Raw genomic sequence first — 21,379 nt, 5'->3', positions numbered from 1 at the left:
TCATGCAGGCGTTCCTGGATGTTTTCGATATCTATTTGCTGGAGGCCGTGATCAACGGCATCCTGCTCGGCGGCGTGCTGGCGCTGCTCGCGCTCGGGCTGAACCTGATCTTCGGCGTCATCGACGTGACCTGGATCTGCTACGCCGAGCTGGTGATGATCGGCATGTACGCCATGTACTTCATGGTGCAGTATTACGGCGTCAGCTATTTCGTCGCCGCGCCGCTAACCATCCTGCTGGTCGCGGTGCTCGGCGCGGCGCTGCATTACCTCGTCATCGCGCCGCTGCTCACCGCGCCGCCGATCAACCAGCTGCTCGCCACCGGCGGGGTGCTGTTCGTGCTCCAGAGCTTCGCCACCGTCGCCTTCGGCATCGACTTCCGCAATCTTGGCATCCGCCTGCCGGTGCTCGCCTTCGGCGACATGAATTTCAGCTACGCCCGGCTGCTCTCGTTCCTGGCGGCGCTGGTCGGCATGGTCGCGGTCTATCTGTTCATGACGCGGACCTTCACCGGCACCGCGATCCGCGCCATCTCGCAGGACCGCCAGATCATGGCGCTGATGGGCGTCGATACGAAGCGGATCTATCTCGTCACCTCGGCGCTCGGCGGCGCGCTGGCGGGGCTCGCGGCTTGTCTTCTTGTGCTGCAATATGACGTGCATCCCTTCGTCGGCCTGTCCTTCGGGCCGATCACCTTCCTGATCTGCGTGCTCGGGGGCCTCGGCAATTTCATCGGCGGCTTCATCGCCGCGTTCGTGTTCGCCGAGATCATCTCGCTCGGCGGCCTGTTCTCCGATCTCGAATGGGGCTACGTGCTCGCCTTCGCCTTCTTCATCGTCATGATGTTCATCCGGCCCGCGGGCCTGCTTGCGAGGCGCCGATGATGGGGCAGGGCCGGCTTGCGGCTTGGGCGGTGGGCCTCGCGGCGCTGGTCGCGCTGCCGTTCGTGTATCGCGATCCCTATCATCTGCACATCCTGGTGCTGATCCTGATCTGGTCGTTCGCCTACACCTCCTGGTCGATGATGGGCAGGTTCGGCCTGGTTTCGCTCGGGCACGGCGGCTTCATGGGGATCGGCGCCTATGTCACCGCGCTGCTATGGAATCATCTTGGCTGGTCGCCCTGGATCGGGATTCCCGTCAGCATGGTCGGGGCCGGTGCGCTGGCGCTGATCGTCGGCTATCCCTGTTTCCGCTTCCGCATCACCGGGCATTATTTCGTGCTGGTGACGCTGGCGCTGTCGGGCATCGTGCTCCAGGTCATCACGGCGACGCGCGACTATACCGGCGGCTCGCTCGGCTACACCCCGAACCGCGCGTCGGGCAACAAGCTGCTGGCGCTGCAATTCGACGACAAGACCACCTGGTACCTGATCGCGCTCGGGGTCTGGCTTTTCGGCATCGTGGTCTGGCACTGGGTCGACCGCAGCATGGCCCGCTACGCGCTGGAGGCGATCTCGGAGGACGAGGACGCGGCGGCTGCCGCCGGCGTCGACGTCACCGCGGAGAAGCTGAAGATCACGCTGCTCAGCGCGGTGATGACGGCGCTCGCCGGCGCGATCTACTGCCAGTACCAGATGTTCATCACGCCGGACACCGTCAGCGGCATCGCGGTCTCGCTCCAGATGGTGTTCGCGGCCATCGTCGGCGGCCTGTTCGTTTCGCTGGGCCCGACCTTCGGCGCCATCATCACGATTCTGCTGGCCGAGACCTTGCGCATCGGGTTCGGCACCAAGGCGGTCGGCTGGGACAACCTCGTCTACGGCGTGCTGCTCGTGCTTTTCATCATATTCCTTCCCAAGGGCATCCTTGGTAGCTTGCTCGACCGATTGAAGCCGCAACGCAAGGTACCCCGCGCTCATGAACAAGAAGCCGTCCAAATCGCTCGCCCAGGAACTTGACCGCTACATCACGCCGTTCCGTTACGACGGATCGGGCAAGTTTCATCTCAAGGACCACAAGACCAACGAGAAGGGCGATCTCGACAAGGAGGCGGCGCAGGAGATTCTCGACGCCAACAAGAAGCGGCTGATCGAGTTTCAGGAGAAGCTCTACGCCCAGGACCGCTGGTCGCTGCTGATCGTGTTCCAGGCCATGGACGCCGCCGGCAAGGATAGTGCGATCAAGGCGATCTTCGAGGGCATCAATCCGCAAGGCTGCGAAGTCAGTGCCTTCAAGGCGCCGAGCAGCAAGGAGCTCGACCACGATTTCCTCTGGCGCCACGTCATCGCGCTGCCCGAGCGCGGCCATATCGGCATCTTCAACCGCTCGCATTACGAGGAATGCCTGGTGACGCGCGTGCACCCGGAAATCCTCGCCAAGGAGAAGCTGCCGCCAAAGCTCGTTACCAAGAACATCTGGAAGGAGCGGTTCGAGGACATCTCCGCCTTCGAGCGCTATCTCTGCCGCAACGGCACCGTCGTGCTGAAATTCTTCCTCAACCTCTCGAAGGATGAGCAGCGTGAACGCTTCCTCGACCGTCTGGAGGATCCGGCCAAGCAGTGGAAGTTCTCCATGGACGACATCAAGGAGCGCGCGCTGTGGCCGCGCTACCAGGCCGTCTATCAGGACATCGTCCGGCACACGGCCACGGCTCATGCGCCGTGGTACGTCGTGCCGGCCGACCACAAATGGTTCGCGCGCGTCGTGATCGGCTCCGTGATCAATGCTGCGCTCGAAAAGCTGGACCTGCGCTTTCCCCGCGCCGACAAGGCTTCGCTGGGCGAATTCGACGAGGTGCGCAAGGCGCTGGAGAAAGAGGGGAAGGGCGGCAGGAAGCGAGCGAAGTGACAATCAGCGAGACCGCGAACCGGAAGAACGTCAACTTCGCTCTCCAGGGCGGCGGCGCGCACGGCGCCTTCGTCTGGGGCGTGCTCGACCAGGTGCTCGAGGACGGCAGGCTCGCGATCGAGGCGATCAGCGCCACCAGCGCCGGTGCGATGAATGCGGTGGCGATGGCCTCCGGCATGGCGAAAGGAGGCGCGGAGGCCGCGCGGCAGAACCTGCACGCCTTCTGGTACGAAGTGTCGCGGATGGACATGGCGTACGACCTGTTCTCGCCGCTCAACCAGTGGATCCAGGCCCTGAAGCTGCCGCCGGAATATCATCCGGTCCACGCCTTCATCCACACGCTGACGCACACGCTGCCGCCAAACCTGCTCAATCCCTTCCAGTTCAATCCGCTTAGGGAGCTGCTGCAGCGCGTGGTCGATTTCGACCGGCTCAATTCCTCGCCGGAGGCGCCGCAGCTGTTTCTCAACGCCACCAACGTCCGCACCGGCAAGATCAAGGTGTTCCAGAGCCCGCTTCTCACCCCGGAAACCGTGCTCGCCTCGGCCTGCCTGCCGCCCTATTTCCAGGCCGTCGAGATCGACGGCGAGCATTATTGGGATGGCGGCTATCTCGGTAATCCCGCGATCTATCCGCTGATCTACCGCAGGGGCAGTCACGACGTCATCATCGTGCAGGTCACGGCGATCCGGCGCGACGAACTGCCGGCCAGTGCAGCCGACGTGCTCCATCGCATCAACGAGATCAGCTTCAATTCGTCCCTGATGCGCGAGATGCGCGCGATCGCCTTCGCCACGCGGCTGATCGACAATGGCGAGCTCGACAGCGACAGGCATAGCCGCATGTACATACACTGGATCGGCAACGACCAGCTGATGTCGCAGCTCGGCACGGCCACGCAATTCCATCCCGAATGGAGCCTGCTATGCCGCTTGCGCGACGAGGGCCGCGAGGCGGCGCGAAGCTGGCTGGCGCGAAACTTCGACCGGGTCGGAGAGTCTTCGACGGTCGATGTGACGGACATGTTTCTCTAGGCGTCCTGTTTCTCTAGGCGTCCTGGCCCGCATGCGCGTAGCCGCGGACAAAAACCGCGAAAACAACCCCATGCACAGTAGCCGGGGATAGCGAAATCAATGACTTGGCGGTCGCCGTGAACGTCTGCGGATTTTGCGAAGCCGTTTGACGCGTCGGGCAAAACAGGAGCATGATGCCACCATCGCTCGAGCCCCCGCGAAAATTCGTGCGATAGACCGAATGGCGGCGACGCGCTACGATCGTTACGACGTGGATGATCTTCCCGAGTAGGTCCAACGTGGCAAAGGTCGGGGCTCGCAATGACCGACGCACACTTTGATCAGAGCGCTTGGTTGAAGCGCATCGGCTATTCCGGCTCCATTGCACCCACGCTCGAGACCTTGAACCGCCTGATTGTGGCCCACTCACATGCCATTTCCTACGAGACGCTCGACATCATGCTCGGGCGCCCGCCGAAACTCGATCTGGCTTCGCTGCAGAGCAAGATGATCACCAACAAGCGTGGCGGCTACTGCTTCGAACAAAATATGCTCTTTCGAGCGGGGCTTCGGTCGCTCGGCTATCGCATCACCAGCCTTCAGGGGCGTGTTGTCCGAGGGCTCGCGATTGATGCACCGCGTCCTGCTATTCATATGCTGTTGCAGGTAGAGTTGCCTGAAGGCCCCTATCTGGCGGATGTAGGCTTTGGAAATCTCGCGCCCACTTCTGCGCTCTTGCTCGCGCCGCAGGTGGAGCAGGAAACGCCGCATGAATTGATGCGCTTCATCGACGTCGACGGAGAGCTGACGTTGCAGGCGCGGCTCAACCGTGGTTGGCAGCACATTTACCGGGTCATCCCTTATCCGCGCTACGACGGTGAATACGAAATCACCAATTGGTACACCGGCACGCATCCGGAGACACCGTATCAAGGCAACATCATCGTCGCCAAGCCTGGCCCCAACGGGACGCGGATCACGATGTACAATGCGCGCGTTACCGTACGCGATGCAGAAGGCCAGGCAAGAAAGCGATGGCTGGCCGCCGATAGCGAATTCCGAGACGTTCTCTGCGGCGAATTCGGACTGAACTTATCCAATGAAGATATTGACCGGTGCATCGCAGTCATGAAAGCGAAGGGTACCGGAGATGCGCCCCACCCATTTTTTGCGTGATGGGTTGACCAGCACAATTCATGCGGTGGTCGATGGCAGTGGTCTGCCGGTGCTCTGGCTTTCTCGAAATTATGAAAGGCGGCAGACGCGAATAATGCCTTCGACACAACGCGCTTATTTCGCCGTTTCTCGCGGCCAATCCGTCGCGGAACCGGCATGGATGCGCCCTCAATTGTGATCTCAAAACCATTGATCCTGCTTGACAGTTTTATGTCACGGGAGGAGCATGCCGGTGGTCGCAAACAAGCGACGCGCAACGTCCACCTCATGAGCAAGGGGAGGTCTATGACACCACCTCCGCAAATCCAGCCGCGTTAAGTGCGATGGAGCTCGTTCGGACTATCGCATAGCGGCGGAAACCGCGAACGGCACGCCGGGTCAAGGTTTAGCGGGCTGCATCAGTGAGGCAAAGCCCCTACCTTCCCGGCGCTGTAATTTGCATCACACCGATCGAGTCGGATGGCCGTGATGAGGCCGCCGCGACAGGCGCTTTGACATCCTGCTTACTCTCCTCCTCCTCGCCGTCATTCCGGGCCGACTCCCGGAATGACGGGAGAGTTTTTTGCGCTCCTTGCATCGAAATGCTGTTTCGGCGCCGCTGAACCCGCGGTTCCCGTTCCTGCGACGCGGCAAATGCCAAGAGAATGTCGCCTCGCTGGCCAACTTCCGACACAGCGCCGGGGCGAATAGCGGCGATCCGACATGACGCAGTGCTTCGGCGGTGACTGTCCCGATTCCGCCGGCGCATTCATTTTTCCAGGGAATCCTCGTGTCGCACAAGTTTGTTCCGGCGCTTCTCGCCGCTCTCTTCCTCGCGATCTCATCTCTCTCCAGCGTCAATGCCGCGCCGGCGGCCGCCAACAATGCTGCCGCATTGTCGCCGGAGGACGCCAGGCGTGCGCTGGATACGCTCCAGGACGACAAGAAGCGCGCGCAGATGATCGATACGCTGCGCGCGATCGCGAATGCGACCGGTCAGCAGCAGCCCGCCGCGCCCGAGCAGAAATCGCCGATCCCACTCTCGGCCGACGGCCTCGGCGCGCAGCTCCTGCTGACGGTGTCCGAAGAGATCGGCGAGATCTCGCGCGAGATCGCCAGCGTGGCGCGGACGCTGACGCATTTCCCCGCCTTCTATTACTGGATCGTGCGGACCGCCAACGACCCCGCCGCCTACAACCTCCTGATCGAGATCGCCTGGAAGCTGGCGCTGGTGCTCGGTTGCGCCCTCGCGGCGGAGTGGGTGATCTTCCGTCTGATCCGGCGTCCGGTCGCGTTCCTGGAGGGACGCGTGCCGCAAACCGCGCGCCTGCCGGCGCAGGTGCTGCCGATTGCCGATCCGCCATCGTCGGTCGCCGATGTCACGCCCGCGCCCGAACTGCACAAGCGCCGCCACAGCCTGGCGCGTGTCTGGCAGTCGCTGCTGCGGCTGCCGTTCGTTCTCGGTCGTCTCATCCTCGAGCTGCTCCCGGTGTTCGTCTTCATCGGCGCGGCAACCGCATTGCTTGGAACGGAAATCGGTGACCCCGCAACCGTCCGCCTCGTGATCCTCGCCGTCGTCAATGCCTATGCGTTCTCGCGCGGGCTCATCTGCGTCGTTCGTGCGCTGGCGGGCCCGTTCGGCCTCGTTCCGGTTCGGGCCGAGACCGCCGCCTATATCGAGATCTGGGCGCGCCGCATCGTCGGCGTCGGCGTCACTGGCATTGCCTTTGCCAATGTGGCGCTGCTGCTCGGGCTGCACCGCGCCGGCTACGCGGCGCTGCTGCGCATGGTGATGCTGGTCGTGCATCTCTTCATCGTCGTCATCATCCTGCAATGCCGCCGCCAGGTCGCCGAAGCCATTCGTGCGCCGGCTGAAAGGCAGGGCATCGCGGCGCGCCTGCGCAATCGGATTGCCGGCGGCTGGCACTATCTCGCCATCGCGCTCGACCTTGCGCTGTGGGCGGTCTGGGCGCTCAACATCCGCAACGGCTATTCGCTGCTGCTACAATATTTCGTCGGCACCGTCGTGGTGGCCCTGATCACGCGCGTCGCCATCATGCTGACGCTGAGCCTGATCGACCGCGGCTTCCGCATCAAGCCGGAGATCCTCCAGCGCTTTCCGGGGCTGGAGACCCGCGCCAACCGCTATCTGCCGCTGCTGCGCAAGATCGTTTCAGGCGTGATCGCGTTCATCGGCTTCGTCGCCGTGCTCGAAGTCTGGGGCGTCGATGCCATTGTGTGGTTCTATGGTGGCCAGATCGGCAGCCGGCTGATCTCGGCGGTGGCGACGATCGGCATCGCCGTGATCATTGCTGCCGTGATCTGGGAAGCCAGCAACGCGCTGCTGGATCGCCAGATCAACACGCTGTCGCGGGACGGGCACTATGCCCGCGCCGCGCGCCTGCGCACCTTCCAGCCGATGCTGCGGACGGCGCTGCTCTGCCTGATCGCCACCGTCGTCGGCCTCACGGCGCTGAGCGAGATCGGCGTCAATGTCGCCCCGCTGCTCGCGGGCGCGGGCATCGTCGGCATCGCCATCGGCTTCGGCTCGCAGAAGCTGGTGCAGGATCTCATCACCGGGCTGTTCTTGCTGCTGGAGAACACGGTGCAGGTCGGCGATAGCGTCAGCGTCTCCGGGCTCTCCGGCGTGGTCGAGAACGTTTCGATCCGCACCATTCGTCTGCGCGCAGGCGACGGCGCGGTGCACATCGTGCCGTTCAGCGCGGTCACCACCATCACCAACGCCAGCCGCGGCGCCGGCAATGCGTCCGTCAGCGTCAATGTCGCCTACAAGGAAGACACCGACCGCGCCGGCCAGATCCTCAAGGACATCGTCGACGAGATGCGGCACGAGCCGGAGTTTCGCGCGGCGATCCGCGGCGACCTCGATCTGTGGGGCATCGACAAGGTCGACGGCGCCATGGTGTCGATCGTCGGCCAGATCCGCTGCACCGAGGCCGGCCGCTGGCCGGTCCAGCGTGAATTCAACCGCCGCATGAAGCTGCGCTTCCAGCAGAACGGCATCGAGGTCGCATCCCCGGTCCAGACCATTTTGATGCAGGTCGCGCCGCCGACCGAAGCTGCGGCGAATTTGACGCCAAGGCGGGCGGCTGGATAACCGCTCGGTAAACTTACCGCTTGCCTCTGTCCACCTGGCAGCGTTCACTCCGGCCCCAGTCCGCTGACAACATGCGGGCGGTAAAAAGGGTGGGAGAGACTGATGCGGGGGCTGTGGGCCGGACTACGCGGTCATGTGATTGTCGTCTGCGCGTTGATTGGATGCGCGGTGTGGATTGCGCCGGCGGGCGCCCAGCCATTTCCATCGCGCCCCATTACCCTCGTCGTCCCGTTCGCGGCGGGTGGCCCGACCGACACGCTGGCGCGAATCCTGTCCGAGCGAATCGCGGCCGAGCTGCACACCACGGTCGTGGTCGAGAACGTGGCCGGCGCCTCCGGCAGCATCGCCGGCGCCCGTGTCGCGCGCGCGACGCCCGACGGCACCACGATCACGATCGGCCATTGGGGCACGCACGTGCTCAACGGCGCGATCTTCAAGCTGCCCTATGACGTGATCGCCGATTTCGAGCCGGTCGCGACGATCGCGATGGGCACGCAGCTGATCGTCGGGCGGAAGTCTCTCGAGGCCAACAATCTGAAAGAGATGATTGCGTGGCTGAAGGCCAGCCCCGGCAAGGCGACGGCCGGCACGGCTGGTGCCGGCACGGGCGCGCATGTCGCCGGCGTCTTCTTCAAGGAAAGGACCGGCACCGATTTCCAGTTCGTGCCTTATCGCGGCGCCGGACCAGCCATGATCGATCTCGTCGCCGGCCAGATCGACATCATGTTCGACCAGGCCTCGAACTCGCTGCCGCAATACAAGAACGGCGCGATCAAGGCGTTCGCCGTGACCTCGCCGACGCGGCTCGCCTCCGCGCCCGATATCCCGACCGTCGACGAGGCGGGCCTGCCCGGCCTCTACATCTCCTACTGGCACGGCATCTGGGCACCGAAGAACACACCGAAGGAAATCATCGCAAGGCTCAACGCCGCCATCGCCGTCGTGCTTGCCGATCCCTCCGTCAAGCAGCGCTTCGCCGAATTGGGGCAGGAAATTCCGCCGCCGGACCAGCAATCGCCTGCGGCGCTCGGCGCATTCCAGAAGGCCGAGACCGAAAAATGGTGGCCGATCGTGAAGGCCGCCGACATCAAGCCGGAGTAGCGTTAACCTGTTATCGCACGCGAAAATCTCGCTGCGGTGCGAGATCACAATCGCTGCCTGAGTTTCTACGTCCTTGATCTCGGGTGAGCACTGGCCGACAATGATCGCCGTTCAATAAGAAACTCCTCGGGGGAATTCGTGAATAGACCGGCTCGGGTCAGCGCCCATTCGACATCATCCGACACCGCCCACGGCATGACGCTGCTGCGCGATCCCTTGCTGAACAAGGGCACCGCCTTCACCGCGCAGGAGCGCGAGGCGCTTGGCCTCCGCGGCCTGCTGCCGCCTTGCGTGCTGACGATGGAGACGCAGGCCGAGCGCGTGCTCACCAATCTGCGCACGCTGCCGACGGACCTGGAAAAATACGTCGCGCTCAACGCGCTGCACGACCGCAACGAGGCGCTGTTCTTCCGCGTCGTCGTCGACAATATCGACGAGATCCAGCCGATCATCTACACGCCGACGGTCGGGCTGGCCTGCCAGAAATACGGTCTGATCTTCCAGCGGCCGCGCGGCATGTTCATCTCCTCGCGCGATCGCGGCCAGATAGCCCAGATCCTGAAGAACTGGCCCTATCCGGCCAAGCTGATCGTCGTGACCGACGGCGAACGCATCCTCGGCCTCGGCGATCTCGGCGCCAACGGCATGGGCATTCCGGTCGGAAAACTCTCGCTCTATTCGGCCTGCGCCGGTGTGCATCCCGAGCACTGCCTGCCGATCGTGCTCGACGTCGGCACCAACAACGAAGAGCTGCTGAACGATCCCTATTATCTCGGTCTGCGCGAGCGGCGGCTCACGGGCGAGGCCTATGACAGCTTCGTCGACGAATTCATGGTTGCCGCACGAAAAACCTTCCCGGATGTGCTGATCCAGTTCGAGGATTTCGCCAATCATTCGGCGTTCAAGCTGCTGCACAAATATCGCGACGACGCCTGCGTCTTCAACGACGACATCCAGGGCACCGCGGCCGTGGCGCTCGCCGGCCTGTTCTCGGCGCTGCGCGTCAACGGCGGCAAGCTGAAGGACCAGCGCATCCTGTTCCTCGGCGCGGGCGAGGCGGCGACCGGCATCGCCGATCTCGTCGTCTCCGCCATGATGGCGGAGGGCGCGTCGGAAGCCGAAGCGCTCCGGCGCAACTGGCTGGTGGATTCCCGCGGCCTCGTCGTCGGCGGCCGTGACGGCCTCTCCGGCCACAAGCTCCGCTATGCCCATGCCGACCAGGCGCCGATCGCCGACTTCCTCACCGCGATCAAGACGCTGAAGCCGACGGCGATCATCGGTGTCGCCGCGGTCGGCGGCGCCTTCACGCCCGAGGTGCTCAAGGCGATGGCCGAGCTCAACGAGCAGCCGATCGTGTTCGCGCTCTCCAACCCGACCTCGAAGGCCGAATGCTCGGCCGAGGATGCCTACCGCTATACCGGGGGCCGGGCACTGTTCGCCTGCGGCAGCCCGTATGATCCGGTGAAGCTCAACGGCCGCACCTTCGTGCCGCGTCAGGGCAACAACTCCTACATCTTCCCGGGCGTCGGCCTCGGCGTCATCGCCAGCCGTTCGCGCCTCGTCACGGACGAGATGTTCATGGCCGCCGCCCATACGCTTGCCGATTGCGTCGGCAAGGACGACCTCGCGCAGGGTAGCCTCTATCCGGCGCTCCCTCGCATCCGCGAGGTCTCGGCCCGCATTGCGGCCGCCGTCGCGGACGTTGCCTATCAGCGCGGGCTCGCGGATGGACCTGCGCCGAACAACGTGAATGACCTGGTCCAGTCCCAGATGTACGAGCCGCATTACTGACGCCCACAATTGGGATCGAGCCTGCGGATGCAGCGCCTCACTCCACCCTCTCAGCGCGAGCGCGGCTCGTCGCGGCCCCGTAAGAACGGGGGAAGGGCGAGAGAGGTTGCCTCCCCAACCTCTCCGCTCTTCCGCGGGGAGAGTTCGGATCGCCCCGGCGATGCGAAGCATCGTCCGGCGACCCGGATGAGGGGCAGGGGCACCTCACCAGGCGCGTACTCATAAGTCGTCGGCGATGTCTGCTTCGCTCCGATAGGAACTGCCTTTGTGAACGTATGTGTGCCCTACGCGTCCTATCACCTAATGGCAGCGTTGAGCGCATGCCAATCGACGCTCTCCAGTTCCTTGCGCTGTGTCGCCTGATCCGCGACGTTCCTGAACAAGGGTGTTGCTGCCCACGATGAGGGAACACACACGGCTGGCACGTCGACGACGTCGAACGGCTTCTCGCGATCTTTCGCCGTTTGGCATAGATGTTCCAGCCCCGTCTGAATTTGCAACGAGTAGTCGAGGCTGATCGCGCGGACTAATGTTCTGTTCGTGTTGTCGTTGAAAAATCGCGTAAGGGAATCGAACACCTCGCCAGGCGCGATGTCTCTGAAATAGGTCCTTAGCCGCTCCCCATAAGCGGTCTTGTTCTTCGGATCGGGATCGACAGCCCTGCTTGGAACATTTCCGAGAAGGAAGCTACGCGGGAACTGTGCGCTACCATGGCAGCTCAGGCAGGAAGAGTTCAGGTTGTCGAGCGGCCCGTTCACGCGCCCATGCCACCCCATCTCCAAACGGTTCTGCCAACCGTAGGTGACGCCCCTCAGGTCAGCATTGATCATGCTCTGCGTGACGGGCTGATCGGCTTCGGCGTGGGCATCGTTACCCCACATCAGTCCAACGGGTGTCAGCCTGCGCCAGGGGTCCTTGGATATGACATCCGTGCTGTAGACGAACGTTCCAAATACCCATCCGCTGGTGCCCGCCCGCGGGTCTCGAACGGCAATATCGAGCTGGATGAGATGAACTGCCTGAGGCACGCGGGTCGTCTTATGCTCGGGCATCCGATCAATGTCGGCATTCCAAGTCGGCGCGCCTTTTAGATATGGCACCTTGTCGTCGGACACGGTGCTGAACAAGAGCTTGAATGAGACGGTGCCCACCGGAAACAAGACGTTGGTCAGATCCGGTTGGCATGGTTCCTTGAAGACCTTTGCGAATGTTGTTGCCCCGATCTGATTGTAAAATCCGATTGCCCACGTCTGATCGCCGCCATCGACGCCTTCTTTAAGTTGATCTTTGAGGGTGGGCCGCTCGGCCGTGAGCCCATGCAGAAATTCTCGTCCCGTCGCTGTCCGATCCATCCAGAGGCCGTGGTACCAATTGCGCTTGTGGTTGTCTTGAATGCGGAACGCATTGGAAACCCCCGCCTCTGTGCCGTCCTCGTTGCCGTCGAACGCGTAATCCAGAACTGCATTCATGTAGGCGCGCCAATCGGTCCGGAAATCAATCGTCGACACGAAATCCGGTACCGCTTCGCTTGCGGTGCTGGGATAGTCGAAGCGCCCCTTGAAGCCCTGGTCCTCGGTGTGTCCGGGAGGCACCCCGAAGGATGGGTTATACGAAGTGGTGACGCATCGAGGGTCGGCACCAAGGGCCACCGTGCAACCCAACGTTAAAAACGCCATGAGGATAGTGGTGCGTATGAACATTCCTTCCTCCCGAAATGTATCCCGATCACGGTGTGAAATGTTGGCGCTGCCAGCAGATGCCCGCGCATTCCAGTCGCGGGAGGTCCCTTGACTCGCCTAAAGGCGCGTACGCTATCATAGGTTGAGTTGCTTGCCCATTCCCTCACGTTCGACACTTGCGTCAATCGGGCTGTGGCCGCGCCTTAACGAGTCCGCGTCCTGGCCAGATCCAAAGTCCATCGGACGAGCAGAGCCCCCGTTAGGTCAGCCAACCACCACCATTCCCAGTGGAATCGCCATTGTGCCGCCCGGCGGCATATGCGACAGTCTGTAGCGTTACAAGAAACTCAAACCGCAAGGTTCAGACACCATGGACGATCGTTTGCCCGAACTGGGCGACCTCGAGCACGAGGTCATGCAATTGGTTTGGGCCCATGGTCCTGTCACGGCCGAAGTCGTGCGCGAGCGGCTGTCGCGGCGTCTGAAGGAATCGACGGTGCGCACGGTGCTGCGACGGCTGGAAGAAAAGGGCTATGCTCGGCACACCGTGGACGGGCGCACCTATGTCTACCACGCCGCCGAAGCGCGCGCGAAGGTCGCGGCCAAGGCGGTGCAGCGCATCGTCGACTGGTTCTGCAACGGCTCGATCGAGGAGGTCCTCGTCGGCATGGTGGACAATGCGATGCTCGACCAGCAGCAATTGCGCACGCTGGCCGACCAGGTGGCCAAGGCGAAGAAGGCGAGGGGAGTGAAGAAAGAATGATCGCAACTCTGGCGGAGGCGGCGCTGCGCTCCTTTGTGCTGGGAGGCGTCGTCTGGTTCGGTCTCAATCTGTTTCGCGTGCGCAATCCGCACGTCCACATGACGGCGTGGGTCGTCGTGCTGTTTGCCTCGCTCGCGATGCCCTTCGTGATGCATTGGCCGACGCTCACCATCACCCGGCTGCCTTTGCCGGCGCCTGTGCCGGTCGATTTCCTTCCGGCCGACATCTCGATGCTGGAGACGCCGCAGCCCGCGCTGCCGGTCGTGCCCGTCGCGCCGCCGGTGAAGAGCGGGCTCTCGGTCGATTGGTGGCTGGTCGCCACCATGGTCTATGCCGGCGTCGCCGGTCTGTTGCTGCTGCGGCTGGCCATCGGTCTCTGCCTGACCTGGCGTCTGGCACGCGCGGCAAGGCCGATGAGCGGCCCGCAGATGATCGATGCCGACGTGCGCGTCAGCCGCGACGTCGGTGGTCCCGTCACCTTCGGCTCGACCATTCTGGTGCCGCCGCAATTTGCCGGCTGGGACGCGAAGAAGCGCCTTGCGGTGCTCGCGCATGAGGGCGCGCATGTCGCCAACCGCGATTTCTACGTCCTCTTGCTCGCCAGCCTCAATCGCGCGGTGTTCTGGTTCAGCCCGTTCTCGTGGTGGCAGCTCGCGCGCCTTGCCGAACTCGCCGAGATCATCAGCGACGCAGAGGCGATCGAGGTGATCGACGACCGGCTGTCCTATGCGGAAATCCTGCTCGATTTTGCCAGCAGCGTGAAACCGCGGCCGGTCGAGCTTGCGATGGCGCGGGCCTCGACCGTGCGCGCCCGCGTCGAGCGTATCATCGCGGCCGCGGCGATGCCCGTCGCGGTCGGCTGGCGCAAGCGGCTGTGGATCGCGGCTGCGATCGTGCCGGCCGTGATCGTGTCCGCCGGCATGATCGCCTATCGTACCCCGGATCCCGCGGCCGTTGCCGCCGATACCGGCGAGGTGCCGGCCCAGCATTATCGCCCCTTCGTCAATTTCTACGCCATGGGCCCGGCCTCGGTGTTCGCCATCTTCCGCGAGGGCGACGAGCTCTACGGCCAGCTCACCGGGCAGCGCAGGCTGCGCCTGACCGTTGGTGCTGACGGCACCGCGTCCTACGCGGCCTCGTCCGGCGAGATCACGTTCGCGCTCGATGCGGAGCGTCGCTCCTCCGAGCTGATGTTGCGCATGAGCGGCCGCGACGTGCGCGCGGTTCGCGTTGCCGAGATGCCGACCGCGGCAGCCGAACCGGCGCGGCTCGACCAGTATGTCGGCTGGTACAGGATTGCGCCGAACCGCGTGCTGACGGTCCTGCGTGACGGTGATCGGCTCCGGGTGCAGGAAACCGTGCAGGGCCCGGCGACGCTCCTCGCCGAAGGTGCCGACGTCTTCTCGATCCATGGCGAGAATCTGCTGATCTTCCTGCGCGACGAGCAGGCCAAAGTCTCGCGTGTGCTGGTGCAGAACGCTGTCTTCGGTGCGCGCCTCGCGCCGCGGATCGATGCGGCGGTGGCGCAGGCGGTCGAGGCCGACTTCGCGCGCCGCCTCGCGGAGGTTCCCGACAGATTCAGGGAGCAGGTCCCGGCCGCCGGTGGCAAGGAGGTGATCCTGCGCGGGATCGAGGACTTGCGCCGCGGCACGCCGAACTACGATCGCATGAGTGCGCCGCTGGCGGCCAAGATCCACCGGCTGCTCGATGAAACGCGCGCGACGTTCGTGGCGCTCGGCGCGGTCGAGTCGATCTTCTTCCGCGGCGTCGGTCCCGGCGGCTACGACATCTATGGCGCGAAGTTCGAGAACGGCACGGCCGAATTCCGCCTGATGCTCGAGCCGGACGGCAAGGCCGGCGACGTGATCTTCCGGGCCGACGGCAACGACGAGCTCGGCGGCATCGTGCCTTGCTCCGAGGAGGCGAGCGTGCGCGGCCGTGCCGGCACCTCGCCGATCAGGATCATGGTCTATAACGAGATGGGCGACGACATCCAGGTCTTCAATCTCGCCGCCGACGGCAGCCGCAGGATGCAGAGCGTCGTCCGGTCCAACGCGTCCTGGGCTTCCACGACCACCGTGAACAGTCCCTGGGTAATCGCCGACAAGTCGGGACGGTGCCTCGAGGTCCTGATGCCGGGCCGGCAGACCCGCTTCCACAATGTCGAAGCGTCGAGCCTTGGCGCACGTCCCGGGCGCGCCGCGCGCCGCGCCGTCCCGATCGCCAATGGCGAGGAGATGCTGCGGCGCTACATCGACGGCGTCGGCAAGGGCCAGCCGGACTACGAGCGCATGACGCCGGAGGTCGCCGACATCACGCGCCAGCAGCTTCCGTTCGACCAGGCGATCCTGGCGCGGCTCGGCGCGCTGCGCGCGGTTTCGTTCCGCGGCGTCACCGCGCTCGACAGCGACATCTACGTCGCCCAGTTCGCCAACGGCTCGGCGGAATGGCGCATCGGCGTCAGAAACGGCACGATCACGAAGATCGCGCTCGGGCCCAATTTCTAGGACGGCTTTGCTGCCGGTCTGCCAAGACCGGCGGCTCCCGATGTCGTGACGGCGGTGACTCAATCTCCGCTTGCAGGCTCAGATACTGAATGCTACGATCCGTAGCATTACCGTTCGTAGCCGCAGACGGCACGCCGTCGGGCAGTCTCGAAAGATTGAGCGACCGCCATGAGCAATGCTGCAAAGGCCGAGGTTGTGCTGGCGCTCCATCGCTTCGGGATGGGACCACGGCCGGGATCGATCGCCGCCATCGGGACCGATCCGCGTGGCGCTTTGATCGCAGAGCTCGACCGCCCGCTGGTATTGAGCGCGGCGGCGAGCCTTCCTTCGAGTGCGAAAGCCTACCGCACCGTGGCCGACGCCAATGCGCGGCGGACGGCGCGTGCCAAGCAGGCGCAGCAACAGGCCAAGAAGCAGCAGATGGCCGCTGCTCCTGCTGCTGCGGGCGACCAAGGTCAGGCTCAGGCGCAGCCGGAGGGGCAAGCGCAGGGCTACAGCCAGGAGAAGGACGCTGCCGAGATGGCGGCCAAGCAGGCCGCCGACGCCATTCCCGATCCCGGCCGTCCGATCTATTTGCAGGAAGCCAAGCTGCGCACGGAAGCCGCGCTCGCTGCCGATATCGGCTTTGCCGAGCGGCTGGTGTGGTTCTGGTCCAACCATTTCTGCGTCTCGGCCAACCGGATCCAGAGCATGTCCGGCGCCTATGAGCGCGAAGCGGTTCGTGCCAACGCGCTCGGCCGTTTCGTCGATCTCTTGCTGGCCGTCGAAGGCCATCCGGCGATGCTGTTCTATCTCGACAATCTGGAGTCGATGGGCGCGAACTCGACCGCCGGCATCAACCGCAGCCGCGGCCTCAACGAGAACTTTGCGCGCGAGATCATGGAGCTGCATACGCTCGGCGTGCGCACCGGCTACACCCAGGACGACGTGATCAGCTTCGCCAACGTGCTGACCGGCTGGACGCTGGTGCCGCCGGGCGCCGATCCCCAGCATGGCGGCGAGTTCACCTTCAATCCACGGCTGCACGAGCCCGGCGGGCAGACCGTGCTCGGCAAGCGCTACGAGCAGGAGGATGCCGAGCAGGGCCGCGCCGTGCTGCGCGATCTCGCCGCAAATCCGGCGACCGCCACGCATGTGGCAACCAAGCTCGCGCGCCATTTCGTCGCCGACGAGCCGCCGCCGGCGCTGGTCGAGCAGATGGCCAAGACCTTTCGCGACACCGAAGGCGATCTCAAGCAGGTCGCGATCGCGATGGTGTCGTCGGACGACGCGTGGCGCGGGCCGCCGTCAAAGCTCAAGCGTCCCGGCGAATGGGTCGTCGGCATGGTGCGCGCGACCGGCATCACCGTCGTCGATCCCGTCCGCTTCACCGGCGGCCAGGAGCTGCTTGGCGAAGCGCTATGGCGTCCGTCCGCGCCGAAGGGTTATCCGGATGAGGAGGCGAGCTGGATCGACGGTGTCGGCCGCCGGCTCGACGTCGCCAACTATTTTGCCGAGCGCATCACCGGCATGGCCGATCCGCAAGTCATCATCGAGGACGTCTTCGCATCGCAGATCGCGCCCGAGGTGAAGCAGGCGGTCGGCCGCGCCGAGAGCCGGCAGCAGGCATTGGCGCTGCTGTTCATGTCGGCGGATTTTCAGAGGAGGTGAGCATGGGCTTCGTCAATCATTTGCCCACGCGGCGCGAGCTTCTGGTCGGCTCCGGTGCGCTGTTCGCGTGGAGCCAGATGCCGCGCATCGCACGTGCCGAAGGGCGCGATCCGCGCCTGCTCGTGATCGTCCTGCGCGGGGCGCTCGACGGCCTCGGTGCAGTCGCGCCGGTCGGCGATCCCGACTGGGTTTCGTTGCGCGGCGATCGCGCATTGCTGCTGGACGGCAAGCCGCCAGCGCTGCCGCTCGATGCCTTCTTCGCGCTCAATCCGGCGATGCCGAACCTGCACCGGCTCTACAAGAGCGGCAAGGCGGCGATCGTCCATGCCGCCGCGACGCCCTATCGCGAGCGCTCGCATTTCGACGGCCAGGACGTGCTGGAGAGCGGGCTCGTCAAGCCCGGCATGACGGCGTCGGGCTGGCTCAACCGCGCGCTGCTCGCGATGGAATCCGGAGGCCGCGTCGATCCGCGCGGCAGCCGCGCGCTTGGCATCGGCTCGGTGACGCCGCTGGTGGTGCGCGGCTCGGCGCCCGTCATGACATGGGTGCCGCAGAAATTGCTGCCGGCGAGCGAGGACACGCAGAACCGCCTGCTCGATCTCTACCAGCACACTGATCCGAAGCTTGCGACCGTGCTTCAGGCGCGCATGAAGCTCGCTTCACTCGGCGGCGCGCCCGGCAAGGGCGATGCGATGTCGGACGATCCGACGCTGGCGCCTCCCGGCATCGCGCGTGTGCGCGCCTATTTTGCCGAAGCGGCCGGCACCGCCGCGCGCTATCTCGCCAAGCCCGACGGCCCGCGCGTCGGCGCGATGGGCTTCGTTGGTTGGGATACGCATATCGCCGAAGGCGCGGCCTCGGGCCAGCTCTACAATCTGCTCGGCGCGCTCGACGGCGCGTTCGCCGCGATCGAGACCAACATGGGCGAGGCGTGGAAGGAGACCGTGGTCGCCGTCGTCACCGAGTTCGGTCGCACCGCGCGCATCAACGGCACGCAAGGTACCGATCACGGCACCGGCACGGTCGCTTTCCTCATCGGCGGCGGGCTCGCCGGCGGCCGCGTGATCGCGGACTGGCCCGGCCTGAAGCCGGCGCAGCTGTTGGAGGATCGCGACCTCAAGCCGACCACGGATCTGCGCGCCGTGCTGAAGGGTCTGCTGAGAGATCATCTGCGCGTCGAGGAGAACGTGCTGGCGGAAACGGTTTTCCCCGGCAGCGCCGACGTCAAGCCGATGGGGGGCCTCGTGGCCTGAAGCGCGATGTGCACACTGACGCAACGAGAGCTCGATTTTTTCGCCAGCTTGAAGACGAACTGGCGAAGGCTCTATTGGCGTGAACTCGCGCGCATCCTCGGAGAGCATGCGCAGCCCGGATGCGCCGAAGCTTGCTCTGCGCCCCAACAGGGGTGACGGAGACGGTTCGAATGAGGCGGCGCCAATTCATTTCATTTCTCGGCGGAGCCGCACTGGCGCCGCTCTCCGCGTTGGCGGTGAATGCAGCCGACGGCTGCGGTGTCCCGATCGAGCGGAACGACGGCTGGCCGGTCGGCTCCGTCAATGGCAACGGTCTCGCCGATCGCGAGGCGCTGTGCGGGATGGCCGATCGGCTCGCCTCGATCGATGCCAATATCCATGCCGTCCTCGTCGCCCGCGATGGCAAGCTGGCGTTCGAGCGCTACTTCAAGGGAGCCGACGAGATACCCAGCCGCATTTACGGCCGCCGGGTGGAAACCGTCGCCTTTGATGCCGATACGTTGCACGACATGAAATCAGTGTCGAAGAGCGTTGCGTCACTCGCGGTCGGGATCGCGATCGATCGCGGTCTGATACGCAGCGTGGACGAACCGATCTTCAGCTTCTTTCCCGAGCTGGCCGACTTGCGTTCCCCTGAAAAGGACCGCATCCGGCTCGTGCACGTGCTCACCATGTCGATGGGCCTGAAGTGGATCGAAGCGACGCCCGCAACGGGAGACTACGACAACGACGAGACGCGCATGCATATGGCATGGGATCCGTGTCGCTACGTTCTCGGTCTTCCGGTGACTGCCGCGGCGGGGCAGGAGTTCTTCTATAACACCGGCGCGCTTACGCTCGTGTCGGCCATCATCCGCAAGGCGACCGGACGCCCCCTCGATGAATTTGCGCGCGAGACGTTGTTCGAGCCTCTGGGGATCACCAGCACAGTGTGGGGCCGGTACAGAGGGGATACCGATGCCGGAGCGGGATTGCGCTTGCGACCACGCGACATGGCCAAGATCGGCCAGCTGGTCCTTGCGGGCGGCCGCTGGAACGATCGCCAGATCGTTTCCAAGGCATGGATCGACGCCTCGACGGCAGAGAAGATCAAGGGGACCGACGATCAGTCCTACGGATATCTGTGGTGGCGCGGCCAAACGCGCCTCAATGACCGGAAGATCAACTGGATCGGCGCGCTGGGGCGCGGTGGGCAGTCGATCCGCATCGTCCCGGAGCTCGATCTCGTTGTCGCGGTGACCGCGGGTTACTATCAGGACTACAGCCCACAAGCGTTTCGATTGCAGTTCGGCGTATTCAGGGACGTGTTGCGCGCGATCCCGCCTCCGGCCTGAGCTGGGCCGCCGCCTCTGGGAGGCCGTCTCTGCCCCGATTCAGGGGATGCCACTGTGGTGGAATCATCACAGCTGACGTGAAACGGCGGCGGCCTCAGGCCTGCTTTTGTTCCGACAAGGTTCTGCCCTCATTCCCGACCGAAACTCTCGGCAGTTCGGAGGGGCGTACCATGTCTCACATTGCACGTGCCGCAAGTGCCCGGATTTCCCTCGCAACCTCGTGCCGATTGCTGCTCGCCATCATCGGTGCCGCTTCGCTCGCCGCCTGCGCGCAGTCGCCGGTCGGCCGGCAGAAGGCTGATCTCGGCATCAGCCGGCACTCCGCAGTCGAGCGGCCGCACCGGGTGGCGGCGCTGCATCCACGGCCGATCCGCCGGGCGCGCGTGCCCGACGCCAAGCAAACCGCCTCGCACGGCGTTGCCAGCTTCTATTCGGATACGAAAACTGCGAGCGGCGAGAAGTTCGACAAGAACGAATTGACCGCGGCGCATCCCAGCCTGCCGTTCGGCACCAAGCTGCGCGTCACCGACGTCTCCTCCGGCCGCTTCGTGACCGTCCGGGTCAACGATCGTGGGCCCTATGTTCGCGGACGCGTGGTCGACATCTCGCCTTCCGCGGCCGAGGAGCTCGGCATGGTCGACAAGGGCATCACCAATGTCCGGCTCGACGTGGTGCGATAGAGCGCGATTCATCGACTTGAGCGCTCGCGCTTAACCGGCTGTTAGTCGCCCTGGCGCACCATGGGTGCCCAAACAAGTCGGGCCTTCAAATCGGAGGTCCTGGGGGAGGCGGCGCTTGAACACGATCCAGTATCTCGAAGATCAGGCCGCGCGCGCCGAGCGCCTCGCCAAACGGATCACGGATACACTGACGATCGAAAAGCTCCTGACTTTCGCCGGCGAACGCCGCCGCGAGATCGAGGTCATCGCCGGCAAGTACCGGCGCGTATAACTCCCATAAACCATGCACTGAACGCATTCGCCCTCGCCTCGAAGCGCGGAACTTCTCTTCGTGTCCTGCGTCATCTGGGCAGTGCAAGAGGAGGAGGAAGTCATGGGCTTTGGACGAGGTGCTTTGCTTTGGCTGCTTGGCGTGCCGCTGCCGATCGTTCTGCTGCTGGCATTGTTCTGGCACCACTGAGCATGATCCGGAAAAGCGTGTAGCGGTTTTCCGACAGGATCATGCTCGAACAAAAATGCTGCCACACGAAAAGCGCCGCGGGAGCG

At 64.4% G+C, this 21,379-nt stretch carries 17 protein-coding genes; 16 read left to right on the top strand and 1 reads right to left on the bottom strand.

From position 1 onward, the window contains the following. Positions 1–2 precede the first annotated feature (2 nt). The 8 genes from NLM15_RS34370 to NLM15_RS34335 all read left to right on the top strand — a co-directional run bounded on the left by NLM15_RS34370 (position 3) and on the right by NLM15_RS34335 (position 10,967). On the top strand, positions 3–884 hold the full coding sequence (locus tag NLM15_RS34370; protein WP_254122352.1) for a branched-chain amino acid ABC transporter permease: 882 nt from the start codon (positions 3–5) through the stop codon (positions 882–884). After that, positions 881–1,900 carry a branched-chain amino acid ABC transporter permease gene (locus tag NLM15_RS34365; protein ID WP_254122350.1) on the top strand — a complete coding sequence of 340 codons (1,020 nt, stop codon included), beginning with the start codon at positions 881–883 and terminating at the stop codon, positions 1,898–1,900. Before NLM15_RS34370 ends, NLM15_RS34365 begins: the two co-directional genes overlap by 4 nt. After that, positions 1,860–2,789 carry a polyphosphate kinase 2 family protein gene (locus NLM15_RS34360; RefSeq protein ID WP_254122349.1) on the top strand — a complete coding sequence of 310 codons (930 nt, stop codon included), beginning with the start codon at positions 1,860–1,862 and terminating at the stop codon, positions 2,787–2,789. The genes NLM15_RS34365 and NLM15_RS34360 overlap by 41 nt, the downstream gene beginning before the upstream one ends. After that, positions 2,786–3,823, top strand: a complete 1,038-nt coding sequence (locus tag NLM15_RS34355) for a patatin-like phospholipase family protein (RefSeq protein WP_254122347.1) — start codon at positions 2,786–2,788, stop codon at positions 3,821–3,823. The genes NLM15_RS34360 and NLM15_RS34355 overlap by 4 nt, the downstream gene beginning before the upstream one ends. A gap of 300 nt (positions 3,824–4,123) precedes the next feature. Then, entirely contained in the window at positions 4,124–4,978 is an 855-nt protein-coding gene (locus NLM15_RS34350; protein ID WP_254122345.1) for an arylamine N-acetyltransferase, read from the top strand. Positions 4,979–5,747: 769 nt separating this feature from the next. Continuing rightward, positions 5,748–8,075 (top strand): mechanosensitive ion channel domain-containing protein, encoded by a 2,328-nt coding sequence (locus tag NLM15_RS34345; RefSeq protein WP_254122344.1) that lies wholly within the window; start codon positions 5,748–5,750, stop codon positions 8,073–8,075. Between the two features lie 102 nt (positions 8,076–8,177). Next, positions 8,178–9,176 (top strand): tripartite tricarboxylate transporter substrate-binding protein, encoded by a 999-nt coding sequence (locus tag NLM15_RS34340; protein ID WP_254122342.1) that lies wholly within the window; start codon positions 8,178–8,180, stop codon positions 9,174–9,176. A 138-nt stretch (positions 9,177–9,314) separates the two neighbouring features. After that, positions 9,315–10,967 (top strand): NAD-dependent malic enzyme, encoded by a 1,653-nt coding sequence (locus NLM15_RS34335; RefSeq protein WP_309144953.1) that lies wholly within the window; start codon positions 9,315–9,317, stop codon positions 10,965–10,967. Positions 10,968–11,263: 296 nt separating this feature from the next. Here the strand turns inward: NLM15_RS34335 and NLM15_RS34330 are convergent, their stop codons facing one another. Continuing rightward, entirely contained in the window at positions 11,264–12,667 is a 1,404-nt protein-coding gene (locus NLM15_RS34330) for a hypothetical protein (RefSeq protein WP_254122340.1), read from the bottom strand. Between the two features lie 349 nt (positions 12,668–13,016). On the opposite strand from NLM15_RS34330, the gene NLM15_RS34325 reads away from it, so the two are divergent. From NLM15_RS34325 to NLM15_RS43625, 8 genes are all read left to right on the top strand, one after another. Continuing rightward, complete coding sequence (locus NLM15_RS34325) at positions 13,017–13,409, top strand: BlaI/MecI/CopY family transcriptional regulator (RefSeq protein WP_254122339.1); 393 nt, start codon at positions 13,017–13,019, stop codon at positions 13,407–13,409. Beyond that, positions 13,406–15,916, top strand: a complete 2,511-nt coding sequence (locus tag NLM15_RS34320) for a M56 family metallopeptidase (protein ID WP_254122338.1) — start codon at positions 13,406–13,408, stop codon at positions 15,914–15,916. The genes NLM15_RS34325 and NLM15_RS34320 overlap by 4 nt, the downstream gene beginning before the upstream one ends. A gap of 168 nt (positions 15,917–16,084) precedes the next feature. Next, positions 16,085–17,566: a DUF1800 family protein gene (locus NLM15_RS34315; protein WP_254122337.1), complete on the top strand. Its 1,482-nt coding sequence runs from the start codon at positions 16,085–16,087 to the stop codon at positions 17,564–17,566. Between the two features lie 2 nt (positions 17,567–17,568). Continuing rightward, complete coding sequence (locus NLM15_RS34310; protein WP_254122336.1) at positions 17,569–18,819, top strand: DUF1501 domain-containing protein; 1,251 nt, start codon at positions 17,569–17,571, stop codon at positions 18,817–18,819. Positions 18,820–18,989: 170 nt separating this feature from the next. Then, positions 18,990–20,153, top strand: a complete 1,164-nt coding sequence (locus NLM15_RS34305; protein ID WP_254122335.1) for a serine hydrolase — start codon at positions 18,990–18,992, stop codon at positions 20,151–20,153. Between the two features lie 170 nt (positions 20,154–20,323). Beyond that, the gene (locus NLM15_RS34300; RefSeq protein ID WP_254122334.1) at positions 20,324–20,833 is read left to right on the top strand and encodes a septal ring lytic transglycosylase RlpA family protein; all 510 of its coding nucleotides are present in this window, start codon (positions 20,324–20,326) and stop codon (positions 20,831–20,833) included. Positions 20,834–20,948: 115 nt separating this feature from the next. Continuing rightward, positions 20,949–21,104 carry a hypothetical protein gene (locus tag NLM15_RS34295; protein WP_212096529.1) on the top strand — a complete coding sequence of 52 codons (156 nt, stop codon included), beginning with the start codon at positions 20,949–20,951 and terminating at the stop codon, positions 21,102–21,104. 60 nt (positions 21,105–21,164) lie between these two features. Next, on the top strand, positions 21,165–21,293 hold the full coding sequence (locus tag NLM15_RS43625) for a hypothetical protein (protein WP_256565996.1): 129 nt from the start codon (positions 21,165–21,167) through the stop codon (positions 21,291–21,293). Positions 21,294–21,379: the final 86 nt, after the last annotated feature.

It is taken from the genome of Bradyrhizobium sp. CCGB20 (assembly GCF_024199855.1).
GTDB lineage: Bacteria > Pseudomonadota > Alphaproteobacteria > Rhizobiales > Xanthobacteraceae > Bradyrhizobium.
The sequence above is the reverse complement of the archived record's forward strand: the minus strand, read 5'-3'. Positions and strand labels throughout refer to the sequence as shown.

Excerpts from the sequence above, each read along its gene's own strand:
- NLM15_RS34340 (WP_254122342.1), top strand. The coding sequence starts at position 8,178 with ATGCGGGGGCTGTGGGCCGGACTACGCGGTCATGTGATTGTCGTCTGC.
- NLM15_RS34360 (WP_254122349.1), top strand. The coding sequence starts at position 1,860 with ATGAACAAGAAGCCGTCCAAATCGCTCGCCCAGGAACTTGACCGCTAC.
- NLM15_RS34310 (WP_254122336.1), top strand. The coding sequence starts at position 17,569 with ATGGGCTTCGTCAATCATTTGCCCACGCGGCGCGAGCTTCTGGTCGGC.
- NLM15_RS34370 (WP_254122352.1), top strand. The coding sequence starts at position 3 with ATGCAGGCGTTCCTGGATGTTTTCGATATCTATTTGCTGGAGGCCGTG.
- NLM15_RS34325 (WP_254122339.1), top strand. The coding sequence starts at position 13,017 with ATGGACGATCGTTTGCCCGAACTGGGCGACCTCGAGCACGAGGTCATG.
- NLM15_RS34365 (WP_254122350.1), top strand. The coding sequence starts at position 881 with ATGATGGGGCAGGGCCGGCTTGCGGCTTGGGCGGTGGGCCTCGCGGCG.
- NLM15_RS34305 (WP_254122335.1), top strand. The coding sequence starts at position 18,990 with ATGAGGCGGCGCCAATTCATTTCATTTCTCGGCGGAGCCGCACTGGCG.
- NLM15_RS34300 (WP_254122334.1), top strand. The coding sequence starts at position 20,324 with ATGTCTCACATTGCACGTGCCGCAAGTGCCCGGATTTCCCTCGCAACC.
- NLM15_RS34315 (WP_254122337.1), top strand. The coding sequence starts at position 16,085 with ATGAGCAATGCTGCAAAGGCCGAGGTTGTGCTGGCGCTCCATCGCTTC.
- NLM15_RS34320 (WP_254122338.1), top strand. The coding sequence starts at position 13,406 with ATGATCGCAACTCTGGCGGAGGCGGCGCTGCGCTCCTTTGTGCTGGGA.
- NLM15_RS34330 (WP_254122340.1), bottom strand. The coding sequence starts at position 12,667 with ATGTTCATACGCACCACTATCCTCATGGCGTTTTTAACGTTGGGTTGC.
- NLM15_RS34350 (WP_254122345.1), top strand. The coding sequence starts at position 4,124 with ATGACCGACGCACACTTTGATCAGAGCGCTTGGTTGAAGCGCATCGGC.